Genomic DNA, 22,215 nt, shown 5'->3' on the forward strand with positions numbered 1-22,215 from the left:
TCGGTGCGGCGCGCTGGAGCGGTGTGGGGTCATGCCGCCCATCCACCGGCTTCGGTCAGTACGAACGCATCGGCGCATTTTTTGGCCAAAGTCCGCACGCGGCCGATATAGGCTTGGCGTTCCGTCACCGAGATCACGCCGCGCGCGTCGAGCAGGTTAAAGATATGGCTGGCCTTGATGCATTGATCATAGGCGGGCAGGGCCATGATGATGCGTCGGCCTGTTTTCGGATCCATCTCTGGCGCGTCCAGAATGCGGGCGCATTCGGCCTCGGCATCGAGGAAGTGCTGCAGCAGCATGTCGGTGTCGGCCACGTCAAAGTTCCAGCGGGCATATTGTGCCTCGGCCTCCTGAAAGACATCGCCATAGGTCAGCGGGATCGGGGCGGCGGGATCGTTGAACGGCATTTTGTTACCATCGTCAAAGCCGAGCACGTACATCGCCAGTCGTTCGAGACCATACGTCAATTCACCCGAGACAGGCGTGCAGTCGTGCCCGCCGACCTGCTGGAAGTAGGTAAACTGGCTGACTTCCATCCCATCGCACCAGACCTCCCAGCCTAGACCCCATGCGCCCAATGTCGGGCTTTCCCAGTCATCCTCGACAAAGCGGATGTCGTGCAGGTCCATATCGATCCCGATCGCCTTGAGCGAGCCGAGATAGAGTGCCTGAAGATCCGGCGGGCTGGGTTTGATGATGACCTGATACTGGTAATAATGCTGCCAGCGGTTGGGGCTGTCACCATAGCGCCCGTCGGTGGGGCGGCGGGATGGCTGAACATAAGCTGCGGCCCACGGGGTCGTGCCGAGCGAACGCAGTGTGGTGGCAGGGTGAAACGTACCGGCCCCCACTTCCATGTCGTAGGGTTGCAGGACCGCACAGCCCTGCGTGGCCCAGTAGGATTGCAGGCGCAGGATGATCTCCTGAAAGCTGCGGGGGGTGGTTCCGGTATCCGACATGACTGCCCTCGGGACTTGTCCAAAAAATAGCCGGTTCTACCTACGGTGCGGCAGAACGAGGGTCAATCGGCCCGGAACGCATATTTTAGATGCATCATTGCGCAGATTTGATAAAACTTTCTGAAATCAAACCGAAATGCGACAGGTAAGGGTAATTACATCTATGGTACGGACATTTCTGGCGGCGGTATGTGTGCTAATTCTGGCAGTTCAAACGGGGCATGCGCAGCAATCTTCCTCTGGTCAGGCAAATGTCTGGGTTCAGATCGAGGCGCAGCCCAATCTGAATGCGATCAACGAGGGGCTTCAACGCCGCGCGAGCGAGTTGCGGGACGTCAACGGGTTTTATCTGGGCTCGGGTTGGTATGGTATCGCGCTGGGGCCTTATGCGCCTGACGATGCGCAACGTATCCTGTCCACATTGCGGTCGCAGGGTCGCATCCCGCGTGACAGCTATATTGCCGATGCCGATGATTTCGAACGCCAGATCTGGCCGATTGGCGAGGATCAGTTGGCCGCAGCACAGGCGGTCGTGCCGGCCGACACTGCCGAACCAGACCCACAGGACGATGCCGCGACGACCGAGAGTGTCGCGGTCGAGCCGCTGCCAGAACCCGAAGAAGTGGACGAAACCCCGCGTGAGGCGCGCGCCGGTGAAAGCCGCCTGAACCGGGAAGAGCGGGCGGCGCTACAGGTCGCGCTGAAATGGGGTGGGCATTATGCCGGACGGATCGACGCCGCATTCGGCGGTGGCACGCGCCGGTCAATGGCCGCATGGCAGACCGAGAACGGGCATGAGCCGACCGGCGTTCTGACCACCAAGCAACGCGCGCAACTGTTGGGGCAGTATAATGCTGTTCTGGACGGGATGGGGCTGGCGATGGTCAGCGACCCGCAGATGGGGATCGAGATGATCGTGCCCACGGGTGTCGTGCAATTCACCAAATACGAGCCGCCCTTTGCCCATTTCGAGGCCACCGGCGATATCCCTGCAAGCGTTCTAATGATCAGTCAGGAGGGCAATCAGGACACGCTCTTTGGTCTGTATGACATCATGCAGACGCTGCGGATCGTCCCGCTGGACGGTCCGAGAGAGCGTGACAACAACAGTTTCACCCTTATCGGTGAAAGCGCGACGATGATCTCGCATACAGAGGCGACGCTGAAGAACGGTCAAATCAAGGGCTTTAGCCTGATCTGGCCTGCTGGGGACGAAGAGCGTCGGACGCGGATACTGGGCGAGATGCAGCAGAGCTTTGCCCGGATCGACGGGGTGTTGGACCCTGCCGAGGGATATAATGACGCGCAGAGCATTGACCTGATTTCCGGGTTGGAGATTCGTAAACCTGTCCTGTCACGGACCGGTTTTTATGTTGATACGCGCGGCACCGTGATCACCACAACCGAGGTTGTTCAGAGTTGTGGGCACATCACGATCGAGGATGAGTACGAGGCAGAGATCGCGGCGCAGAACACTGCGCTGGGCATTGTCGTGCTGCGTCCAAAGGATGCACTGGCTCCGATGAATGTCGCGAACTTTCTAGAGGTTGCGCCGCGCCTGAAATCAGACGTGGCTGTGGCTGGTTTTTCCTACGGTGGGGTGCTGGGTGCGCCGTCGCTGACCTATGGCGAGGTCGCGGAACTGCGTGGTCTGAACGGGGAAGAGGATCTGAGCCGACTGGAGTTGGCCGCGCTGGACGGTGACGCGGGCGGTCCGGTCTTTGACACTGGCGGTGCGGTGCTGGGCATGTTGCTGCCGCGCAAGAGCGGCGGGCGGCAATTGCCGGACGGTGTCAGCTTTGCCGCGGATGCCGGGGCGGTTGGTCAGGTGTTGAAAGATGCAGGCGTTCGGGTGTCCGTTACGAACGGCGCGGGTGCCATTGCGCCTGCCGAGCTGACCGACCGGGCCAATGGCATGACCGTGCTGGTCAGCTGTTGGGAATAGGGCCGGGTCCCATTGCGGGATGACCTCGGTGCCGGAACGCGCTAAGTCGGGCGGAACGCACCCGCAACCGACGGATACCTGACCATGAGCAAACCCCGGCGACCCGAACGCGCACCGCTATATACCGAGCGGGACCGTGCCAATCTGCGCTGGCTGTGGTCGCGCTATCTGCGACAAAAGCTGCCTTGGCTGTTGCTGGTGTTGCTGATGATCCTCGCGCAGGGCGTGGTTTATCAGCAGTTTCTGGCGATGACCGAGGATGGTCTGCGGGTGATTTTCGACAGTGGCACCGTGGGGGATCTGGTGCAGGTTTGCGGCGTGGTCTTCTTTCTCTTCGCGGTTCGCGGGCTGATGTCCTATCTGGTGCCGCGGGTTACGGTCTGGGTCAGCAACGACGCGATTTTCCAGATGCGACGCGATCTGATCGACCACATGATGTCGCTTGATCTGGCGTATTTCGAGCGGACAAAGTCGGGCGAGATCATACAGCGGCTGGTGACGCAGACGCAGTTGCTGGGTGTGTTCATCGGGCAGGCGGTGGCCAATGCCCTGCGCGACGCGATCACGGTGATCATCGTGTCGGGCTATCTGATCTACAAGAACCCGATCCTGTTTGGCACGGCGGTGGTGGTGCTGCCGTTCATCATCTGGGTGATGAATTTCGTCTCTGACCGGGTCAAGATCACCCAAGGACAGGCCGAGACCGAACTGGCCGACTACATGAACGGGATTGAGGAGACGGTGAACGGGATGCGCACCGTCAAGATCGCCAGTCAGGAAGATGTGGAGGCCAAACGTCTGCTGAAGGGCACCGGGCACATTCGCGACCTGATGAACCGGGTGCAGATCACGCAGGCGCTGGTGATGCCGTCGATCGACCTCAGCTCGGCCTTTGTTTATGTGCTGGTCATCGGCGGTGGCGGCTACATGGTGCTGAGCCCCGATTTCGACGTGGATGGGGCCGGGATCATCATGTTCCTGCTGGGCATGGTCATGGTGTTCGATCCGGCCCGGCTGCTGGCGCTGTTCTTTGGCGGGTTGCAGGCCAACATGGTGCTGCTGGACCGTATTCGCGGGCTGTATGACGAGGTGCCGACAATCACGGACGCCGCGGACGCGGTCGAGGAGTTTGACACGCGTGGCGATATTGCGTTCGACGATGTGACATTCGCTTACAGTGCCGATCAGCCACTGTTTGACGGGCTGAACCTGACATTCAAGGGCGGGCAAGTGTCGGCGATTGTCGGCTCTACCGGGTCGGGCAAGACGACGATTCTATCGCTGCTGTCGCGGCTTTATAATGCGCAGGGCGGGCAGATCACCATCGGCGAGCAGCCGATCGATGGGCTGCGGTTAAAGGCGCTGCGCGGGGCCTATTCAGTGGTGGCGCAGGATATCGTGATTTTCAACAACTCGATCTGGGAAAATATCCGCTACGTCAAACCCGAGGCCAGCGAAGCCGAGATCTGGCAAGCGGCCGAAAATGCTGAGATCGCCGAACTGATCCGCCGTCGGGGCGATGCCTCGGTCGGCCCCAAGGGGGCGCAGTTGTCGGGGGGGCAGAAACAGCGGATTGCGATTGCGCGGGCGTTCCTGCGCGATGCGCCGATCCTGCTGCTGGACGAGGCCACATCGGCGCTGGATCAGGCAACAGAGGAGCGGATAAAATCCGCGTTGGACCGGCTGACACGCGGCAAGACGACGATTGTCGTGGCCCACCGGCTGTCGTCCATCGCGGATGCGGACCGGATTTTCGTGCTGGAGGCAGGCAAGCTGGTAGAGAGCGGCAAGCATGCCGAATTGCTGGATGAAAACGGGCTGTATGCGCAGCTCTACAAGGCGCAAAAGCAGGGGTATGACGGGCGCTAGGTTCAACACGCACGATTCTCTGGCCGGGGCGGAACTATGCTGAGCGATCTGACGAGTGCCTATTCTGCCGGGCAGATCGCGGCGGTGTTTGCCACCTATCTTTTTGCCGGGGCGGCGAAGGGCGTGACCGGGCTTGGCTTTTCGACGATGTGCCTGCCGTTCCTCGCCGTGGCGGTCGGACTGAAGGAGGCGCTGCCGCTGGTGATCATTCCGTCGGTGGCCGCGAACATCCTTGTGATGGTGCAGGCCGGGAAATTCAGCGCGACAGTGCGGCGGTTCTGGCCGATGTTGCTGGCGACGGTGCCGGGATTGCTGATCGGGTTATGGATGCTGGCCCGTATTGATGGGCGGCTGGCCGGCGCGCTACTGGGGGTGGTTCTGGTCCTGTGGAGCCTCTTTTCCCTCGCCAAACCGGGTGTTGCGCTCGCCCCCGGCCCGGCGCGGCGTCTGGCACCGCTGAGCGGTTTTCTGACGGGGATCGTGAATGGCGTCACCGGATCGCAGGTGATACCTTCCTTGCCCTACCTGATGGCGCTCAAGCTAGACCGTGCGGTTTTCATTCAGGCGATGAACTGTTCATTTACCCTGTCCAGCATCATCATGGCCATCGGGCTGCAACGGCTGGGGATATTTACCTTTGCTGCCCTCGTTTTGTCGGTGATGGGGGTTGGTGTCGCTTTTGCGGGTGTGGCGATTGGCGGGCGTGTGCGCGACCGGCTGTCCCCCGACGCATTCCGCATCGGGGTGTTGATCATGCTGGTGGCGATGGGGATCAGCCTGACGCTGCGCGCGATCTGAATCGCACGCAGCAATAGTTTCAGACCCGACCCTTCCATGGGACCAGCCAATCCTCTGCCTTGCGCATCAGGATGTCGATGCCGTAGCCGATGATGCCGATCAGGATGATACCCATGATCACGATGTCGGTTAGCTGGAACCGCGAGGCGACCATGATCATCATGCCGGCACCCTTTTCCGCCGCGACCAGTTCGGCGGCGACCACTGTGCCCCAGCAGACGCCCATCGCGACACGTGCGCCGGTGAATATCTCTGGCAGGCTATTGGGGACGATCACGTAGCGCATCAGTTGCCATTTGCTGGCCCCCAGGGAATAGGCGGCGTGGACCTTGGAGATGGCCACACCCGATACGCCCGCGCGCGCCGAGATGGTCATAATCCACAGCGCGGCGAGGAAGAGCAGGATGATCTTGCCGCTCTCGCCGATGCCCGCCCAGATGATTACCAGCGGAATCAGGGCCAAGGGTGGCACCGGGCGCATGAATTCGACAATTGGATCGAACCAGCCGCGGAACCAGTCGCTGAGCCCCATGGCATAGCCCAGAGGGATGCCGACCAGCGCGCCCAAGGCAAAGCCCACGATCACGCGAAAGAGTGACCAGTAGAGGTGTTCCCACAAGGTAAAGTTCTGATAGCCCGTGCGCGAGATTTCCCCGATACGGGCTACCACGTCCTCTGGTGGGGGCAGCCAGATCGGCTCCATCTGCATGCCGGTGGGGGGGCGAAGTTCAGCGATCCTTTGGCCGTCATGGCAATGCGTCCGGCGTCTACGAACACCTCACCACCCGGTGCGATGGGCTTGCCATCGACCGCGACCACGTTTGCGCCGTCCTTGCGGGTGATGTCGTCATTGCGGTCAACCCGGATAAGGGTGGAGCGCCACGCACCGACGGTCACGCTGTCGTTCTTGGCAAAGCCATCGCCGGGTTCAACTTCGCGTTCGGCGACTTCTTCTCCCACTTTGAATACGCGCGCATAAACGGTGGCGTCGTCACGGCTGCCGTCGGCTGCCTCGACCGTGTAGGTGAATTCACTGTCGCCGACAAAGGGGCCGGGGGCGTGGATCGGGACCCATTTTGAGCCGGTGAACGCGCCCCAGAGCAGAAAGATTGTCACCACTGAAATCACGCTGGCCCAGCGGTCGGGACGCACGGCGCTTTCGTCCCCGAATGTCACGGTCTTGAGCGAGGTAAAGTCAGCGCGGCTTTGCATCATCGTCTTGACGACCTTGCGGACGATGAAGAAGGACAGGGCGAAAACGGCGATATAGATGATCAGGATAATCATGCGTTTGCCTCCTCGGCGCGGCCCATGATCTCTTCTTCCATATCCCAGATCATCGACAGGATTTCTTCTCTTTTCTCGTTGAATTCCGGGTGTTTTTTCACCTCTCGCAGGTCCTGACCCACGCCCATGTCGGCAAAGGGCAAGCGGTACTCCTTGTGGATGCGACCGGGGCGCGGGGCCATGACCAGCAGCCGTTCGCCCAACAGCAGCGCCTCTTCGACGGAGTGGGTGATGAGGATGATGGTCTTGCCGGTTTCTTTCCAGAGTTTCAGCACAAGCCCCTGCATTTTCTCGCGCGTCAGTGCGTCGAGCGCGCCCAAGGGTTCGTCCATCAGGATCACGTCAGGGTCGTTGGCAAGGCACCGTGCGAGCGCGACGCGCTGCTGCATGCCGCCGGAAAGTTCGTAGACTGATTTCTCCTTGAAATCGCGCAGGCCGACGATCTCTAGCAAGTGATCGACATTGGCCGCGTATTCCGCCCGGCGCATACCTTTCATGCGGGGGCCAAAGCTGACGTTGTCGCGCACGCTCATCCATTCAAAGAGCGCGCCCTGTTGGAAGACCATGCCGCGTTCGGCGTCCGGGCCCTGTACGGTTTTGCCGTTCAGCACGATCTTGCCCTCGGTCGGTGCCAGAAAACCCGCGACGATGTTCAGCAATGTGGTTTTGCCGCAGCCCGATGGCCCCAGCACGCTCATCAATTCGCCGGTTTTCAGCTCTAGCGATACGTCCTGCAAAGCCTGCACATGGCTGCCATTCGGTAGATCAAAGCGCATCGACAGGTGTTCGATGTTCAACGTGGACATGCCCCGCCCCCTTATTTTTCTTGATTCTCGTCAAGGGAAAACGGACCCGGAGCGATTGCTCCGGGCCCGAAGTCAGAAAGCCGCTGCGGTTACATGCCTGCGGCTTTGAGGGGCTCGACGTTGACCGCGTCATCATAGGTGTCCAGCGCCGCGTCGATGCTGCCTGCCTCAACGAACACGTCTGCCACGCCTTTCATGAACTCCTGCGCGCCACCACCGAGCCATTTTTCGGTAAGTTGCTCATCACGTGACGGGAATACGAATGTGTCGATGGTCGCTTTGGTGGCGTCCGGGTCCATGCCAGCGTCTTTGGCGATCACGGGCAGCATCTCGTCGGTGTGTTCGCCGCTGTTCCACATGTCGTTCGCTTTGGCCGTTACGGCGAGGAAAGTGGCCAGTTGCTCGGCATTTTCTGCCGCATAGGCCGCGGGCACCGAGGTGACGTCAAAGACCAGAATGCCCAGTTCTTCCTTTTCTGCGCCGGTCAGCAGCACATTGCCATGCTCAAGCGCGCGGCGCAGGCTACCGCCCCAGCCGCAGAACATGTCGACCGCGCCCTGTGCGAGGGCGGCGGCACCTTCGGGCGGGTTCATGTTCACGATTTCCATGCTGGCGATATCGACGCCAAAGTGGCTCATCTGTTTAAGATATCCGTAATGGGCAGCTGTTCCGAGCGGTACGGCGACTTTCTTGCCGGCGAGTTCTCCGGCGCTGTCCTTGTCAATTTCCAATGCCTCGGCCACGACGCAGTTGTCGTTCTCGGCATAGCTGACAGCTACGTCGACAATTTGCAGATCCTGACCGCTGGAGGCCGCGACGACGAAGGGCGGCACACCCTGACTGACCGAGATTTGCACGTCGCCTGAGGCCATTGCCGCCGACATTTCCGTGCCTGCACCAAATGCGCGCCAGTTGACGGTCGTGCCGAGGGCCTCGTCATACATGCCCGTGGACTTGGCGTATTGGAAAGGCATGGGCCATTCCAGAAAATAGCCCACGGTGATGTCCGCGCTGGCCGCATTTGCCCCGGACAGTACGGCGGTGGCAGCGACGGCGGACATGATTTTGGTTCTTAGTTTCATTTGAAGTAGTCTCCCGTTGGTTGGTTGCTTGGACAAGCTGTGAGGTCCCGTCTTGCGCGGTGATTCCTCACAAGAATCCGCCAGAGATTAGGTACTGGTGGTCTCTTCGGAGGCTATCCGAACGGAAAATGCGGTGCCGATCAATGATTTTATGCTGCTCGACGCTGGCCTTTTCGGAACGCCGAAAAGACATTTCTGGCAAAGTGGCGAAATATCTGAGACTTACGGTGTCATTTTTCGAACATCAAAAGCCGGGAGGCCGAATTGGCTATAATGTTGCTTTTATCTGGCCCTATCGCTTAGGCGCAGTCAGGGATGGTATAGCACTCAAACCGATGATTATTGAGACCGATGGCCCGCGCCGCATGAAGGTGTGCCGGGTCGCAATCTGATGGAGGAAAGACATGGACGGCAAATTTCTGGACAATGACATCGAAAAGGTCGTCGACGCCGACCGTGCGCATGTCTGGCACCATCTGATTCAGCACGCGCCCTGGACGGGCGACGACCCCAAGGCCGATCCTCGCATCATCGTCGAAGGCAAGGGAATGCGCGTCTGGGATCAGAAAGGCAAAGAACATCTTGATGCCGTCTCTGGTGGTGTTTGGACCGTTAACGTCGGTTATGGTCGCGAACGGATCGCCAACGCGGTGCGTGACCAACTGATCAAGCTGCCATATTTTGCCGGTTCCACCGGGTCGATCCCCGGCGCATTATTCTCGGAAAAGCTGATCTCGAAAATGCCGGGGATGAGCCGGGTTTATTATACCAACTCGGGCTCGGAGGCGAATGAGAAGGCGTTCAAGATGGTTCGCCAGATCGCGCACAAGCGGTACGGCGGCAAGAAGTACAAGATACTTTACCGTGACCGGGACTATCACGGTTCCACCCTTGCCGCGATGTCGGCGGGCGGGCAGGACGAGCGCAACGCGCAGTACGGTCCTTTTGCCCCCGGTTTCGTCCGGGTGCCGCATTGCATGGAATACCGCGCGCAATGGGACCTGAGCGGCGAAGAGTACGGCGTGGCTGCGGCCAACGCGATCGAAGAGGTCATTCTGGCAGAAGGGCCCGAGACCATCGGCGCACTGTGCCTAGAGCCGGTAACGGCGGGTGGTGGCGTGATCACCCCGCCCGAGGGCTACTGGCCGCGCGTGCAGGAAATCTGCCGCAAGTATGACATCCTGCTGCATATCGACGAAGTGGTTTGCGGTGTGGGTCGTACCGGCACGTGGTTCGGATATCAGCATTACGGAGTCGAGCCTGATTTCGTGACGATGGCCAAGGGGGTCGCGTCTGGCTATGCCGCGATTGCGTGCTGCGTGACCAACGAGCGGGTGTTCGAGATGTTCCGCGACGACAGCACTGATCCGATGAACTACTTCCGCGATATTTCCACCTTTGGCGGCTGCACGGCCGGTCCGGCAGCGGCTCTGGAAAACATGGCGATCATCGAAGAAGAGGATTTGCTGGGCAACACGATCAAGATGGGCGACTACATGCTGGACCAGTTGCACGCGCTGGCGGACAAGCATGAAGTGATCGGCAATGTGCGCGGCAAGGGTCTGTTTCTGGGGGCGGAACTGGTGACAGACCGCGCCAGCAAAGAACCGGTGGACGAGAAGATGGCAGCGGCGGTCGTAGGCGACTGTATGGCGCAAGGCGTGGTGATCGGCATGACAAACCGTTCGATCCCCGGCTTCAACAATACGCTGTGCTATTCGCCCGCGTTGATCGTTACCAAGGACGACGTTGACGAGATCATCAGCGCGACCAGCAACGCACTGACCAAAGTGTTCGGCTAACATTGACCCCTTCCACCCTATGCAAACGTGGCACGGGGTGGGAGGTCAGCAGGGCCGGTTGCAGAGATTGCAGGCGCTGAAATCAAAAAAAGCCCCGGAGGTTATCCGGGGCTTTTTCTATGCTGTGGTGTGATCAGCGGCGGATCAATACGCCGTGTTTTTCCACTTGTTCGGATCCCATTCGGCCAGAACCTTGGAATTGTCGTCGTCGTCATATTCGTGCAGCGTCCGCTCTTTCACGCCGGGAATGCGCGCGAATTGTTCTGCCAGCTTCTTTGGATACCAGCCGGGCGTGATCTTGCCCGGAAAAAGCTGTGCCATGATCTCGGATGTACTCTTGGCGCATTGTGCGGCGGGCACGGCACCGTAGTTCTGCGCCAATGCGATCGCGCGCTGGGCCATTTCGGGGCTGACGTCGAGGGTCTGGATTTTTACGTGGTATGTCTTGCGCGCGTGGTAACGGGTGTAGACGTCCGCAACGGGCGGCGTGATCCCATAGAGCACGTCGTTACGTTCGGGGATCGTTTCATGTTTGAACGATCCGGCCGGATCCCAGATCACCCGTTGGTTGCCATTGATCATCAGCGACGTGTGCGCGCCGTTTCCGGTGCGGTTGTTGATCATGGTGTAGAGTGTCAGGCGCGTCGGGCCGTCAAAGTGGTAGGCGGCTTTCGACACTTCTTCGTCGGTGGCCCAGACCCGTTCGCCAGCACAACCGCTAAGGGTGAACAAGGCGCAGAGTGCGACTATCCAGAAACGCATGAGACTCTCCTGTCAGGTCGGCGGCGTCATATCTTTGGCGCGCGAACCGCTGTCGGGGCGGATTAGCTGTTGACCAGCGCCATGAAGATCAGGGCGGCGATGGAAACCATCGCAACGCGTGCCGATGCGGTGATGAACCCCTCAAAGGTTTTTTCCTGTACGTCGATGTTCATTTCGCCGTGCTTGTGCTCTGCCATGTGATTTCGTGTCCTTTTCGTCTCGAATTCGGTTGGTGCTTAGCGGATTTGCAAGCGCCTGTCACGCCCAAAGCCGGGATCGGGCGCGGTGGTCATGCCTTGTCCAGATCGGCCGCGAGGCGAAATCCGATGCGGGTTGCTTCGGCTGCTGGCTCGGGCTTGGGCACGGCACGCAAGAGCACGCTGAGCTGGCCGACATGCTGCACAAGCTGGGTTTTGCCGCCTGCCGGATCACTGCCGTAGAAGGTCACGATGTCGGGGTCGAAATAGCCCATTCCCTCGATCCGCAGAATACCTGCGTCGCCACCGGTAAAGCCCATCGCGACCTCGTGTTCGCTATCCAGAGTCTTTTCAAAGTTCTGGATATAGAGAATCAGCCGCTCATAGGCCCATTGTGCCGGGCTTTTCTGTTCGACGGGCTTTTTGCCGAGCGTGGCGGGTGCGCCCGCTGCTGCATTGGGGGTGTCGGGATCGGTGTGTACCTCGTGGCAGCGCGGTAGGGCTGCGGCCTCTTCAACCTCTGCCGAGGTCATGATCTGATTGTCCAATGTTTACCCCTTACTTTGCCACAGCCATGCGCCGTCCGCACGGCGTGTACGGTTAATGCGCCCAGCCTGATACAGATGATTGAGATGTGCAACGGCTTCGACAAGGGCCAAGCCATAGGTACCGTGATCAATTTTGCGTTTAAAGAGCGAGGCAAAGCATTCTGCCGCAGTACGTGGCGTGGACAGGTGTGCCTCTAGTCTGGTCAGCGCGCCGTGGTGATTGTCGATCAGTTGGCGCATGCGGGTGGGAAGCCCGGTAAAGGGCAGTTTGTGGCCGCTGAGAACCAGATGGTCAGGCGTGGCGAGTGCGGCAAACCGGGCGCAGGCCTCTAGCCAGTCCGCGACCGGATCAGCGTCGGGTTCGGTCGGATAAACGCCCAGATTGGGGCTGATGGACGAAATGATCTGATCGCCTGCGATTACCAGATCGTCCTCGCGGCTCCACAGGGTCAGGTGTTCGGGGGCATGGCCGTTGCCGATATGAACATCCCAGTCACGCCCGCCGACGGTCAGCGTATCGCCTTGCTTGACCCGTGTGTAGCCAATGGGTAGCGGCACGCAGGTGTCGGCGAAATTATAGGGGCGCGCATCCTTGCGTTCGGCAAACACCGCCTCGTCCATTCCGGCGCTGCGCCAGAAGTCCAGTGCCTGCGGTGTCGGGCGTTCTTCGACATCGAGGATCAGCATGCGTGCCATCAGCCATGCCGTGCGTGTGGTGACGAGTTCCGCGCCGAAGCGCTCCATCAACCAGCCGACCATGCCAACGTGATCGGGGTGGTGATGCGTCAGGATCACGCGGCCTACCGGGCGTCCCTGCAATGGGCCTTCAAGCAGGGCCTCCCATATGCCGACAGAGCGGCGGGAGTGCATGCCGGTATCGACGATGGTCCAGCTGTCGCCGTCGTCCAGCGCGTAGATGTTGACGTGATCCAGCACCATCGGCAGTGGCAGACGCATCCACAGGATGCCGGGGGCGACCTGCACTGCCTCACCCTCTGCGGGTGGTTCGGACCACGGGTAACGCAGTCCGCCGGGTGCCGCGTCCTTCATCGGCTCAGGTCGTCAACTGTGAGCGCGTAGAGGCCCGCCGCCCCGGCGCGTGCATGGGCCAGCGCGCCGGTATATTCCGGCAACATGCGGGTGATATAGAAATGCGCCAGCTTGGCATGTGCGCCGTCGGGATCGGTCTGCGCCGCAGTCAGGTGGAAATATCCGCCCAGAACCCGTGCGAAACCACGCAGGAACGGAACGGCACCGGCAAAGCGGTCGTTCATGTCCTCCTGCGTCACCAGCCATTCGACTGTTTCGCGTAGTGCGCGCGCAGCATCCGCCACGGGGGTGGCCAGATCGGGCAGGCTGTCCTGCGCCGCGTTGGCGGCGGCGTCGATTTCGTCCAGCAGGGCAAAGGCCGCCGCGCCACCATCCATCATCTTGCGCGCGACCAGATCCATTGCCTGAATGCCGTTGGCGCCCTCGTAGATTTCGGTCACGCGGACATCGCGGGCGAACTGCGCGGCGCCGGTTTCCTCGATATAACCCATGCCGCCATGGACCTGCACACCCATGTCAGCGACCGTGCTGCCGGTCATCGTGCCGAAGGCCTTGGCGATGGGGGTCAGCAGGGCGGCGCGGGCGGCCCATTCGCTGCCCTGTTCGGCAGTCTGCATGTCGATTGCCACAGCACAGCTGAGCGCAATGGCGCGCGCGGCAAAAATGTCCGCCTTCATTGTCAGCAGCATCCGCCGCACGTCTGCGTGATCGACGATCGTGCCGGTGCCGCCCTCGATCATGCTGCGGCCCTGTTTGCGCTCCAGCGCGTAGTTCAGCGCCTGCTGATATGCGCCCTCGGCCGCGCCGATGCCCTGACCGCCGACACCGAGGCGGGCGTTGTTCATCATGGTGAACATGGCGCGCATACCGCCCTGAGGCTCGCCGACCAGCCAGCCGGTCGCGCCGTCATATTGCATCACCGCAGTCGGGCTGCCGTGCAGGCCAACCTTGTGTTCAAGTGAGACGACCTTGAGGCTGTTATGTTCGCCCAGTGTGCCGTCGGCGTTGGGGATGATCTTTGGCACCAGAAAGAGGCTGATCCCCTTGGTGCCCAGCGCACCGTCGGGCAGACGGGCCAGCACAAGGTGGCAGACGTTTTCGGTAAAATCGTTATCGCCCCAACTGATAAAAATCTTTTGCCCGGTGATGGCATAGGTTCCATCGCCGTTGTCCTCTGCCTTGGTGCGCAAGGCACCGACATCGCTGCCTGCCTGCGATTCGGTCAGGTTCATGGTGCCGGACCATTCGCCGCTGACCAGTTTGGGCAGATAAAGCGCCTTGATCTCGTCGCTGGCGTGGTGGTCCAGTGCCTCGATCTGGCCCTGAGTCATCAGCGGATTTAGCTGGAGCGACAGGCAGGCGGCGCTCATCATTTCGTTCACTGCGGTCGTCACGGTCATCGGCAGGCCCATGCCGCCATATTCGGGACTGGCGCTAATCGACACCCATCCGCCGTCGGCGATGGCCTTGTAGCCCTCGGCATATCCCGGGCTGGTGCGCACGATGCCGTTTTCCAAATGTGCCGGATGCAGGTCGCCGGGGCGCTGAAGCGGGGCAAGCACGTCCTCGCACATGCGGCCTGCTTCTGTCAGGATGGCGGCGGTCATGTCTGGCGTCGCCTCGGCAAAGCGGTCGGTTTCGGTGACCTTGGACAGGCCGACAATGTGTTCGAACAGGAACTGATAGTCGTCGACTGGGGCGCGATAGGGCATCTGGCATCTCCTTACCTGCGCGTGGCGTGCTGCTTGGCATTGACGCGTGTGCGCGATAATCACGGTTTCATATCGACTTAGCGTATCGCGCCGGGATGCACCATCAAGCAGAACGCCGCGTCACGGGTGATAAGGACGTACCGACTTGGCCGAGACCGATCTGGAAACACGCATGTTGACTGCGGATGCGGCGGGTATAGCCCAAGCCGCAGCACTGCTGGATCAGGGGGCGCTGATCGCGTTCCCGACCGAAACGGTTTACGGTCTGGGCGCGGATGCGCGGAACGGCGCGGCGGTGGCGCGGATTTTTGCGGCCAAGGATCGGCCCCAATTCAACCCGTTGATCGTGCATGTGGCGGATGCGAACGCCGCGCAGATCTATGCAGAATGGAGTGATATGGCCGACCGGCTGGCTGCCGCGTTCTGGCCCGGCCCGCTGACGCTGGTTTTGCCCTTGCGCGCAGGTAGCGGGCTAAGTCCGCTGGTCAGCGCAGGCCAGCCGAGTGTTGCGCTGCGTGCGCCCGATCATCCGGTGGGGGCCGCGCTGCTGGCGGCATTCGGCGGGCCGATTGCCGCGCCGTCGGCCAACCCATCGGGACGCATCAGCCCGACGCAGGCCGCGCATGTGCTGGCGGGACTGGACGGGCGCATCGCGGGTATCGTCGATGGCGGTGCCTGTCCGGTGGGGGTGGAATCTACGATCGTTGGTTTGGGCGATATGCCCACGTTGCTGCGCCCCGGCGGACTGCCTGCCGAAGCGGTCGAGGCGGCGCTGGGCATGCCATTGGCCGCGCCGGTATCGGGTGCGCCGTTGACCGCGCCGGGGCAACTGGCCTCGCACTATGCGCCGCGTGCGGGGGTTCGGCTGAACGCGCAACGGGCGCAGGCGGGCGAAGTGCTGGTAGGGTTCGGGCCGGATGTGGTGGGGGATACCACCCTGTCCGCGTCGGGCGATCTGACTGAAGCGGCGGCACGGCTGTTTGAGGTGCTGCATGCGTTGGACGCGAGCGGGGTGACAGGTATTGCCGTCGCGCCGATCCCGGATCACGGGCTGGGGCGTGCGATCAATGATCGCCTGCGCCGCGCGGCGGCACCACGCGGAGCGCCGTCATCCGGTCAGTAACTGCGCGGCATCTTCAACACGTGTTCGGCGAGGTAGGACAGAATCAGGTTGGTCGAAATCGGTGCAACCTGATAAAGTCGGGTTTCGCGGAATTTGCGTTCGATATCGTATTCCTCGGCGAAGCCGAAACCACCGTGGGTTTGTACGGCGGCTTCTGCGGCTTCCCAACTGGCCTCTGCTGCCAGCATCTTGGCCATGTTGGCCTCGGCACCCGGATTGTGGCCCGCCTCGTAGAGCCGCACGGCATCCTGCACCATCAACTCGGCGGCGCGCATCCGCGCGTAGGCCTGTGCGATGGGGAAGGATATTCCCTGATTCTGCCCGATCGGGCGACCGAACACCTCGCGCTCTGACGCATAGGCAGAGGATTTATCAATCAGCCATTTGGCGTCGCCGATACATTCAGACGCGATCAGGATACGCTCGGCGTTCATGCCAGACATGATATAGCCGAACCCCTTGCCCTCGGTGCCGATCAGGTTTTCTGCCGGCACTTCGACATTGTCGAAGAACACCTCGCAGGTGGCGTGGTTCATCATCGTGCGGATGGGCGAAATACGCAGGCCATTTTGCCGGGCCTCGTTCATGTCGAGGATAAAGACCGACAGGCCGTCGGTCTTCTTCTGGCACTGATCCAACGGCGTGGTGCGGGCCAGCAGGATCATCAGGTCGGAATATTCGGCACGTGAGGTCCAGATTTTCTGTCCGTTGATGATGTATCTGTCGCCATCCCGGCGGGCGGTGGTCTTGATCGCGGGGGTGTTGGTGCCGCTGCCCGGTTCGGTTACGCCAAAGGCCTGAAGTCGCAACGAGCCGTCGGCGATCCCCGGCAAATACTGCTGTTTTTGTTTGTCGTTTCCGTGTCTTAGCAGGGTGCCCATTGTGTACATCTGCGCATGACAGGCGGCGGCGTTGCAGCCCGCGCGGTGAATTTCCTCTAGGATCGCGGTCCCGGCAGACAGGGTCAGCCCGATGCCGCCGTATTCTTCGGGGATGAGCGCGCTGAGATAACCCTGTTCGGTCAGTGCGTCGACAAAATCAGACGGATAGGCGCGGGAGCGGTCTATCTCGCGCCAATATGCGCCGGGAAACCCCTCGCACAGTTTCGCGACGGCATCGCGGATGTCCTGGTGTTGTTCGATCATCGTCCACTCCGATCCAAATTTTGCGCGACCATAGCAGGTGGCCGACGGATAGAGCAGACCGCCAGAGCGATCACGGGCATAGCCGGAACTTATGGCGGGTCAGGGGCATTCTATCTAAGCGTGTGAACAAGTTTGTAACTTGCTGAATAGTCACGGAATAATTTTCTTGCAAAAAATACGGAATTTGTGAACGATTAGTTCGAGCTCAAATGCGAGCTCTCACGAATTTACCGAGCAAAATAGCTCTCAATCGCAGTTTCTACTGCGGTCGAGGGCTATTTTTTTGCGTTTTGACCAAGTGAAACAAAATTAACAGGGGGAGAAAATCAATGAAGAGAAGAGAGTTTTTAGGCCGCGCTGGTGCTGCCAGTACACTGGGGCTGGCGGGTGGTTTGTCGGCACCAGCTTTGTTGAGTGGCGTGAGCCGCGCCTATGCCGCAGGTGATGATATTCCGGTGGGATTGCTATTCTCGCTGACCGGGGCCGTGGCTGTGGTCGAACATACGCTGCACGATGCAGCCCTGATGGCGATCGAGGAGATCAACGCGGCAGGCGGTGTGCATGGCAAGCAACTGCGCCCGATCATCGAAGACCCGGCATCCGATCCCGCGACCTATGCCGACCGTGCGCGGCGTCTGATGATCCGTGATAAATGCGTCAGCGTCTTTGGCTCGTACACGTCATCCAGCCGGCAGGCGGTTCTGCCAATCGCAGAGCAGCGGAACAACCTCTATTGGTATCCAACGCTATATGAAGGGCGTGAATGCTCGCGCAACATCATGTATGGCGGCGCATTGGCCAATCAGCAGCAGGATATTCTGATCCCTTGGCTGGCGGAGAATTTCGGCTCGCGCTTCTACATGGTGGGCAATAACTACGTCTATCCGAAAGAAGAGAACAACTACTGCAAGACATTGCTGAAAGTCCTCGATGGCGAGGTGGTGCATGAGGAATATGTGCCAATGGGCCATTCCGATTTCAGCTCGGTCATCAACCGTATCCGTGCGGAAGAGCCGGATGTGATCTTCTCGACCCTCGTCGGGGACTCGGATGTTGCTTTTGCCCGTCAGTACCACGCGGCAGAGCTGGATCCGGCGAAACTGCCCGTTTGCAGCCTGACGCGCTCTGAAGTTGAAGTGAAAGCCATCGGTGGTGAGGCGGCAGCAGGCCACTTCTCATCTGCGCCTTATTTCATGGGGCACGAATCGGCTGAGAACGAGAAGTTTGTCGAGGCTTACAAAGCGCGCTTTGGCGCTGATGAGGTGACGCACTTTGTCAGCGAAGCGGCGTATTTCCAAGTGTACCAGTTCAAGGCTGCACTGGAGAAGCTTGATCCGTCCAACATCACGCCGACAGGTATCCGCGATGCCGCAGTCGGGATGACAATGATGGCCCCACAGGGCGAAATCCTGATCGATGAGAATCTGCACACGCACCTGTGGCCCAAGATCGGCCAGTGGCAGTCCGACGGGCAGGCCAAGGTTATCGTGCAGTCCGACAAACGGTTCGAGCCGAAGCCCTATGCGGCCTATCCGGGGCAGGAATGCACCGGGGCGGGTCTGGTCAAGTCCTGAGCGTTCGCGCGGGATCTCTCTGAACATTTCGAAACCAACAGTGTCCGGCTCGTACCCCGAGCCGGACCATAGGAGGAAACTGTCCGATGGACGTAGTCTTTAACCAGATCTTTGCGGGGGTGAGCTTCGCTTCGATTTTGCTGATCATCGCCCTGGGTCTGGCCATCATCTACGGCACGATGGGTGTCATCAATCTGGCGCATGGCGAGTTTGTGATGCTCGGGGCCTATGCCACATGGGCATTGCAAACCTATGCGGGGCTGGGCGTGGTGACGGCGTTACCACTGGTTTTTCTGGCTGTCGCGGCGGCGGGTTGGGTGATCGAAAAGGTGATCGTTCAGCGGCTCTATACCCGGCCATTGGATACCATTCTGGCGACATGGGGCATCGGGATCATCCTGCAACAGGCGGTGCGGCTGGGCGTCGGTGCGGAATCGCGGTTCGTGCGTGGGCCAGAGTGGCTATCGGGCAATATCGAGATCGGCAGTCTGGTAATGTCCAACTATCGATTGTTCGTGATCTTCTTTTCGCTGGTCGTGCTGGCGGGCACATGGATGCTGATGACGCGAACCGAATTCGGGATGAAGCTGCGCGCGGTCATACAGAACCGGGGCATTTCCGAATGCTACGGGATCGAGGCCAAGAAAGTCTATTCCGTCACCTTTGCCTATGGTGCGGGGTTGGCCGGGATCGCGGGCGCGCTGATTACGCCGCTCTTCAGCACGATCCCCACGATGGGCACAGGTCTGGTCGTGGATGCATTCCTGGTGGTGATTGTTGGCGGGCTGGGAAGCCTGATGGGCACCGCAGCGGCAGCATTGCTGATTGGTGAGGTGACTGCGCTGTTTTCGATCGTGATCAACGACACGCTGGGGCGGATTGCCGTTCTGGCGGGGATTATCCTGCTGATCCGATACCGGCCTCGCGGCCTATTCCCTGCTGATACACGCCGCTGAGGAGCCGGATAATGAACTCCAAACTATCATATGACATCATCGGACTCGGCCTCTTTGCTGCTGTGGTCCTGTTCGGTGTGCCCGCATTCTTTGGCTATGACGGGTATGAACTGAACACATTCGCGCGCTATCTGAGCCTAGCAATCGTGTCGATGGCCCTCGCCTTGTCATGGGGGACGGCGGGACTGCTGAACCTCGGGCAGGCGGCGACCTTTGGCATGGGATCCTACGCGATGGCCATGCACCTGAAGCTGAAGGCCAGCGGAGATAATCTGCCGGATTTCATGGGATGGAACAATGTTGACACGCTGCCGACCCTTTGGCTGCCCTTTCATTCGCTGACCTTTACCCTGCTGGCGGGTCTGTTGATCCCGGCAGCGGTGGGCGGGCTGATCGCCATATTCATGTTCCGGGCGCGCATCGCGGGTGTGTTCGTCGCGGTGATCACGCTGGCGTTCCTCGTCGCATTCCAATTGCTTGTGGTTGAGCAGCAGGGATTTACCGGCGGGCAGAACGGGCTGACCGGGCTGGCGCAGCTGACATTGTTCGGCTGGACCATCGATATCTATAGCGTGTCGTTCTACTACTTGGTCGGCATCTGCCTGATGGTGGCGCTGACATTCGGTCTGTACCTGACACACAGCAAGTTCGGGCTGATCCTGCGGGCGATCCGCGATGATGTGGAACGCACACGATACTTTGGCTACAACGTGGCCACCTACCAGACGGTAATCTTCTGCATCTCGGCGGCGCTCGCCGGGTGGGCGGGGATGCTCTATGCGCTGGTGCTGGAGTTTGCATCCCCGACCTATATGAGCGTGTCGTTCAGTCTGGCCATCGTCATCTGGTGTGCTGTCGGCGGGCGCGAATCCGTGCTGGCCGCAGCGATGGGTGCGATCCTTGTGAACCTTGCCGAAGGGCGTCTGTCGGATGTCTTTGTTGAAGGCTGGCACATGATGCTGGGGCTGATGTTCCTGCTGGTGGTGATGTTCATGCCGCGTGGCATTTACGGCGTCATCGTCGATGCGGGGCGCGCGCTGCGCCGTCGGGGTGGACCGGCGGAACCCGTCGAAGACCCTTCTTATGACAATTCCCTCAGCCGAAAGCAGGAGAGCTGATCATGGCACAGCTTCAAGTCAGAGATCTGCATGTGACATTCGGCGGCCTGCGCGCCGTGGATGGAATGGATTTCGATGTCGAACAGGGCGAAATCCTGTGCCTATTGGGGCCAAACGGGGCGGGCAAGTCGACCACGCTGGACCTGATCTGCGGCAAAACGCAGCCAACGGGTGGGTCGATCCGGTTTCAGGATACCGAGATTTCGCAAATGCTGGAATTCCGGCGCGCCCGGCTGGGCATTGGTCGCAAGTTTCAGGTGCCATCGGTCTACAAGGAACTGAGCGTCGCAGAGAACCTGTCGGTCGCACAATCCATGAAACCGGGTATCTGGCACGCCCTGACCACGCCAGCGGTTCGCCGAAGCAAAAAGATGCGCGAAATACTGGATCTGGTCGGGCTGGCAGACAAGATGTCCGAGCCTGCCGGGTATCTGTCGCACGGTGAGACCCAGTGGCTGGAGATCGCCATGCTGATCGCGCAGAACAGCCGCCTGATCCTGATGGACGAGCCGACCGCCGGGATGACGATTCAGGAAACCGACCGCACGGCCAAAATCTTTCGCTCTCTCAGCGCCAATCACACGCTGATCGTGGTCGAGCACGACATGTCCTTTGTCCGCACCGTGGCGGACCGGATCATCGTGATGGATCAGGGCGCGAAGCTGGCCGAAGGGTCGATCGAGGAAATCGAAGCGAACGAAGCGGTCAAGACCGCGTATCTGGGGCACTGAACAATGGAAAACCTGAGCGCGAACAACCTTTATTCGTTCTATGGCAAGAGCCCTGTGTTGCAGGGGGTTTCTTTTGACCTGAAACCGGGGGAATTCCTGTCGGTGCTGGGCCGCAATGGGGTGGGCAAGACGACCCTGCTGAAAAGCATCATGGGACTGACCGACAGTTGCAAAGGGGATTTGCAGTTCGGCGGTTCGGATCTGCTGAAGTGCAGCACGCCACAACGGGCATTGCAGGGCATCGGCTACATCCCGCAGGGCCGCGAGATCATTCCGCGCTTTACCGTGCGCGAAAATATCCTGATGGGCACCTTTGCGCGGGCCGACGGCAAGCGCGAAATCCCCGACTATCTGTTCGATATGTTTCCGATCTTGCGCGACTTTATTTCTCGCAAGGGCGGCGATCTGTCGGGCGGGCAACAGCAGCAACTGGCGATTGCCCGCGCGCTGGCGATGGACCCGAAAATCCTGATGCTGGACGAGCCGACCGAAGGCATCCAGCCGAACATCGTCAAGCAGATCGAGGATGCGATCATCCAGCTGAACCGCGAGCGTGGCCTCGGCATCATTCTGGTCGAACAGAATGTGCCATTCGCGCGGGCCGCCTCGGACCGGTTCCTTGTGCTCGACAAGGGGCGCGTCGTGCTGGGGGGCACCTCGGCCGAACTGACAGATGCTGTCGTAGAGGAACATCTGACGTTCTGAACCACGAAACCATTCACCAATACCAACCCCGTCAACAGGAAAGGAC

Annotated in this window: 19 protein-coding genes and 1 pseudogene; 10 read left to right on the forward strand and 10 right to left on the reverse strand. The window is 60.3% G+C overall.

What is annotated here, in order from left to right; all coding sequences use genetic code 11:
- Positions 1-29: 29 nt before the first annotated feature.
- Positions 30-959, reverse strand: a complete 930-nt coding sequence (locus N7U68_RS14665; RefSeq protein ID WP_263047295.1) for a glycine--tRNA ligase subunit alpha — start codon at positions 957-959, stop codon at positions 30-32.
- Between the two features lie 163 nt (positions 960-1,122).
- Between N7U68_RS14665 and N7U68_RS14670 the strand changes: the two genes are divergently transcribed.
- The 3 genes from N7U68_RS14670 to N7U68_RS14680 all read left to right on the forward strand — a co-directional run bounded on the left by N7U68_RS14670 (position 1,123) and on the right by N7U68_RS14680 (position 5,571).
- Positions 1,123-2,904 carry a serine protease gene (locus N7U68_RS14670; protein ID WP_165194388.1) on the forward strand — a complete coding sequence of 594 codons (1,782 nt, stop codon included), beginning with the start codon at positions 1,123-1,125 and terminating at the stop codon, positions 2,902-2,904.
- An 84-nt stretch (positions 2,905-2,988) separates the two neighbouring features.
- Entirely contained in the window at positions 2,989-4,773 is a 1,785-nt protein-coding gene (locus N7U68_RS14675) for an ABC transporter ATP-binding protein (protein ID WP_165194386.1), read from the forward strand.
- Between the two features lie 36 nt (positions 4,774-4,809).
- Positions 4,810-5,571, forward strand: a complete 762-nt coding sequence (locus N7U68_RS14680; protein ID WP_263047296.1) for a sulfite exporter TauE/SafE family protein — start codon at positions 4,810-4,812, stop codon at positions 5,569-5,571.
- A 19-nt stretch (positions 5,572-5,590) separates the two neighbouring features.
- Here N7U68_RS14680 and N7U68_RS14685 read toward each other — a convergent pair.
- From N7U68_RS14685 to N7U68_RS14695, 3 genes and pseudogenes are all read right to left on the reverse strand, one after another.
- Positions 5,591-6,858 (reverse strand): annotated as a pseudogene (locus N7U68_RS14685) (ABC transporter permease).
- A complete protein-coding gene (locus N7U68_RS14690; RefSeq protein ID WP_165194380.1) occupies positions 6,855-7,664 on the reverse strand; it encodes a taurine ABC transporter ATP-binding protein in 810 nt (269 codons plus the stop codon). The pseudogene N7U68_RS14685 and the gene N7U68_RS14690 overlap by 4 nt, the downstream one beginning before the upstream one ends.
- A gap of 89 nt (positions 7,665-7,753) precedes the next feature.
- Positions 7,754-8,746 carry a taurine ABC transporter substrate-binding protein gene (locus N7U68_RS14695; protein WP_165194378.1) on the reverse strand — a complete coding sequence of 331 codons (993 nt, stop codon included), beginning with the start codon at positions 8,744-8,746 and terminating at the stop codon, positions 7,754-7,756.
- Positions 8,747-9,150: 404 nt separating this feature from the next.
- On the opposite strand from N7U68_RS14695, the gene N7U68_RS14700 reads away from it, so the two are divergent.
- A complete protein-coding gene (locus tag N7U68_RS14700; RefSeq protein WP_165194376.1) occupies positions 9,151-10,548 on the forward strand; it encodes an aminotransferase family protein in 1,398 nt (465 codons plus the stop codon).
- A 144-nt stretch (positions 10,549-10,692) separates the two neighbouring features.
- On the opposite strand, the gene N7U68_RS14705 is transcribed toward N7U68_RS14700, so the two are convergent.
- The 5 genes from N7U68_RS14705 to N7U68_RS14725 form a co-directional block, all read right to left on the reverse strand.
- Positions 10,693-11,310, reverse strand: a complete 618-nt coding sequence (locus N7U68_RS14705) for a hypothetical protein (RefSeq protein WP_165194374.1) — start codon at positions 11,308-11,310, stop codon at positions 10,693-10,695.
- Positions 11,311-11,372: 62 nt separating this feature from the next.
- Positions 11,373-11,507, reverse strand: coding sequence for an aa3-type cytochrome c oxidase subunit IV (locus N7U68_RS14710; protein WP_165194372.1), 135 nt, complete (start codon positions 11,505-11,507; stop codon positions 11,373-11,375).
- Between the two features lie 92 nt (positions 11,508-11,599).
- Positions 11,600-12,055 (reverse strand): DUF6173 family protein, encoded by a 456-nt coding sequence (locus N7U68_RS14715; RefSeq protein WP_165194370.1) that lies wholly within the window; start codon positions 12,053-12,055, stop codon positions 11,600-11,602.
- Between the two features lie 3 nt (positions 12,056-12,058).
- The gene (locus N7U68_RS14720) at positions 12,059-13,105 is read right to left on the reverse strand and encodes an MBL fold metallo-hydrolase (protein ID WP_263047297.1); all 1,047 of its coding nucleotides are present in this window, start codon (positions 13,103-13,105) and stop codon (positions 12,059-12,061) included.
- A complete protein-coding gene (locus N7U68_RS14725; protein ID WP_263047298.1) occupies positions 13,102-14,817 on the reverse strand; it encodes an acyl-CoA dehydrogenase in 1,716 nt (571 codons plus the stop codon). The genes N7U68_RS14720 and N7U68_RS14725 overlap by 4 nt, the downstream gene beginning before the upstream one ends.
- A gap of 172 nt (positions 14,818-14,989) precedes the next feature.
- Here N7U68_RS14725 and N7U68_RS14730 point away from each other — a divergent pair, with 172 nt between their 5' ends.
- Positions 14,990-15,940 carry an L-threonylcarbamoyladenylate synthase gene (locus tag N7U68_RS14730; RefSeq protein ID WP_165197796.1) on the forward strand — a complete coding sequence of 317 codons (951 nt, stop codon included), beginning with the start codon at positions 14,990-14,992 and terminating at the stop codon, positions 15,938-15,940.
- Here the strand turns inward: N7U68_RS14730 and N7U68_RS14735 are convergent.
- On the reverse strand, positions 15,934-17,085 hold the full coding sequence (locus N7U68_RS14735) for an acyl-CoA dehydrogenase family protein (protein ID WP_165194366.1): 1,152 nt from the start codon (positions 17,083-17,085) through the stop codon (positions 15,934-15,936). The two genes, N7U68_RS14730 and N7U68_RS14735, sit on opposite strands and share 7 nt — an antisense overlap.
- A gap of 329 nt (positions 17,086-17,414) precedes the next feature.
- Here N7U68_RS14735 and N7U68_RS14740 point away from each other — a divergent pair, with 329 nt between their 5' ends.
- The 5 genes from N7U68_RS14740 (at position 17,415) to urtE (ending at position 22,169) form a co-directional block, all read left to right on the forward strand.
- Positions 17,415-18,659 carry a transporter substrate-binding domain-containing protein gene (locus N7U68_RS14740; protein ID WP_263047299.1) on the forward strand — a complete coding sequence of 415 codons (1,245 nt, stop codon included), beginning with the start codon at positions 17,415-17,417 and terminating at the stop codon, positions 18,657-18,659.
- An 86-nt stretch (positions 18,660-18,745) separates the two neighbouring features.
- The gene (gene urtB / locus N7U68_RS14745; RefSeq protein WP_263047300.1) at positions 18,746-19,615 is read left to right on the forward strand and encodes an urea ABC transporter permease subunit UrtB; all 870 of its coding nucleotides are present in this window, start codon (positions 18,746-18,748) and stop codon (positions 19,613-19,615) included.
- 11 nt (positions 19,616-19,626) lie between these two features.
- A complete protein-coding gene (gene urtC / locus N7U68_RS14750) occupies positions 19,627-20,733 on the forward strand; it encodes an urea ABC transporter permease subunit UrtC (protein ID WP_165194361.1) in 1,107 nt (368 codons plus the stop codon).
- A gap of 2 nt (positions 20,734-20,735) precedes the next feature.
- Complete coding sequence (gene urtD, locus N7U68_RS14755) at positions 20,736-21,464, forward strand: urea ABC transporter ATP-binding protein UrtD (RefSeq protein WP_165194359.1); 729 nt, start codon at positions 20,736-20,738, stop codon at positions 21,462-21,464.
- A 3-nt stretch (positions 21,465-21,467) separates the two neighbouring features.
- Complete coding sequence (gene urtE / locus N7U68_RS14760; RefSeq protein WP_165194358.1) at positions 21,468-22,169, forward strand: urea ABC transporter ATP-binding subunit UrtE; 702 nt, start codon at positions 21,468-21,470, stop codon at positions 22,167-22,169.
- The last annotated feature ends 46 nt before the right edge of the window (positions 22,170-22,215 follow it).

Origin of the sequence: Roseovarius pelagicus (assembly GCF_025639885.1) — a bacterium.
GTDB lineage: Bacteria > Pseudomonadota > Alphaproteobacteria > Rhodobacterales > Rhodobacteraceae > Roseovarius > Roseovarius pelagicus.

Coding starts and splice junctions, on each gene's coding strand:
- N7U68_RS14740 (WP_263047299.1), top strand. CDS start 17,415: ATGAAGAGAAGAGAGTTTTTAGGCCGCGCTGGTGCTGCCAGTACACTG.
- N7U68_RS14695 (WP_165194378.1), bottom strand. CDS start 8,746: ATGAAACTAAGAACCAAAATCATGTCCGCCGTCGCTGCCACCGCCGTA.
- N7U68_RS14735 (WP_165194366.1), bottom strand. CDS start 17,085: ATGATCGAACAACACCAGGACATCCGCGATGCCGTCGCGAAACTGTGC.
- N7U68_RS14720 (WP_263047297.1), bottom strand. CDS start 13,105: ATGAAGGACGCGGCACCCGGCGGACTGCGTTACCCGTGGTCCGAACCA.
- N7U68_RS14670 (WP_165194388.1), top strand. CDS start 1,123: ATGGTACGGACATTTCTGGCGGCGGTATGTGTGCTAATTCTGGCAGTT.
- N7U68_RS14725 (WP_263047298.1), bottom strand. CDS start 14,817: ATGCCCTATCGCGCCCCAGTCGACGACTATCAGTTCCTGTTCGAACAC.
- N7U68_RS14730 (WP_165197796.1), top strand. CDS start 14,990: ATGTTGACTGCGGATGCGGCGGGTATAGCCCAAGCCGCAGCACTGCTG.
- N7U68_RS14665 (WP_263047295.1), bottom strand. CDS start 959: ATGTCGGATACCGGAACCACCCCCCGCAGCTTTCAGGAGATCATCCTG.
- urtE (WP_165194358.1), top strand. CDS start 21,468: ATGGAAAACCTGAGCGCGAACAACCTTTATTCGTTCTATGGCAAGAGC.
- N7U68_RS14680 (WP_263047296.1), top strand. CDS start 4,810: ATGCTGAGCGATCTGACGAGTGCCTATTCTGCCGGGCAGATCGCGGCG.
- N7U68_RS14700 (WP_165194376.1), top strand. CDS start 9,151: ATGGACGGCAAATTTCTGGACAATGACATCGAAAAGGTCGTCGACGCC.
- N7U68_RS14705 (WP_165194374.1), bottom strand. CDS start 11,310: ATGCGTTTCTGGATAGTCGCACTCTGCGCCTTGTTCACCCTTAGCGGT.
- urtC (WP_165194361.1), top strand. CDS start 19,627: ATGAACTCCAAACTATCATATGACATCATCGGACTCGGCCTCTTTGCT.
- N7U68_RS14690 (WP_165194380.1), bottom strand. CDS start 7,664: ATGTCCACGTTGAACATCGAACACCTGTCGATGCGCTTTGATCTACCG.
- N7U68_RS14675 (WP_165194386.1), top strand. CDS start 2,989: ATGAGCAAACCCCGGCGACCCGAACGCGCACCGCTATATACCGAGCGG.
- urtD (WP_165194359.1), top strand. CDS start 20,736: ATGGCACAGCTTCAAGTCAGAGATCTGCATGTGACATTCGGCGGCCTG.
- N7U68_RS14710 (WP_165194372.1), bottom strand. CDS start 11,507: ATGGCAGAGCACAAGCACGGCGAAATGAACATCGACGTACAGGAAAAA.
- urtB (WP_263047300.1), top strand. CDS start 18,746: ATGGACGTAGTCTTTAACCAGATCTTTGCGGGGGTGAGCTTCGCTTCG.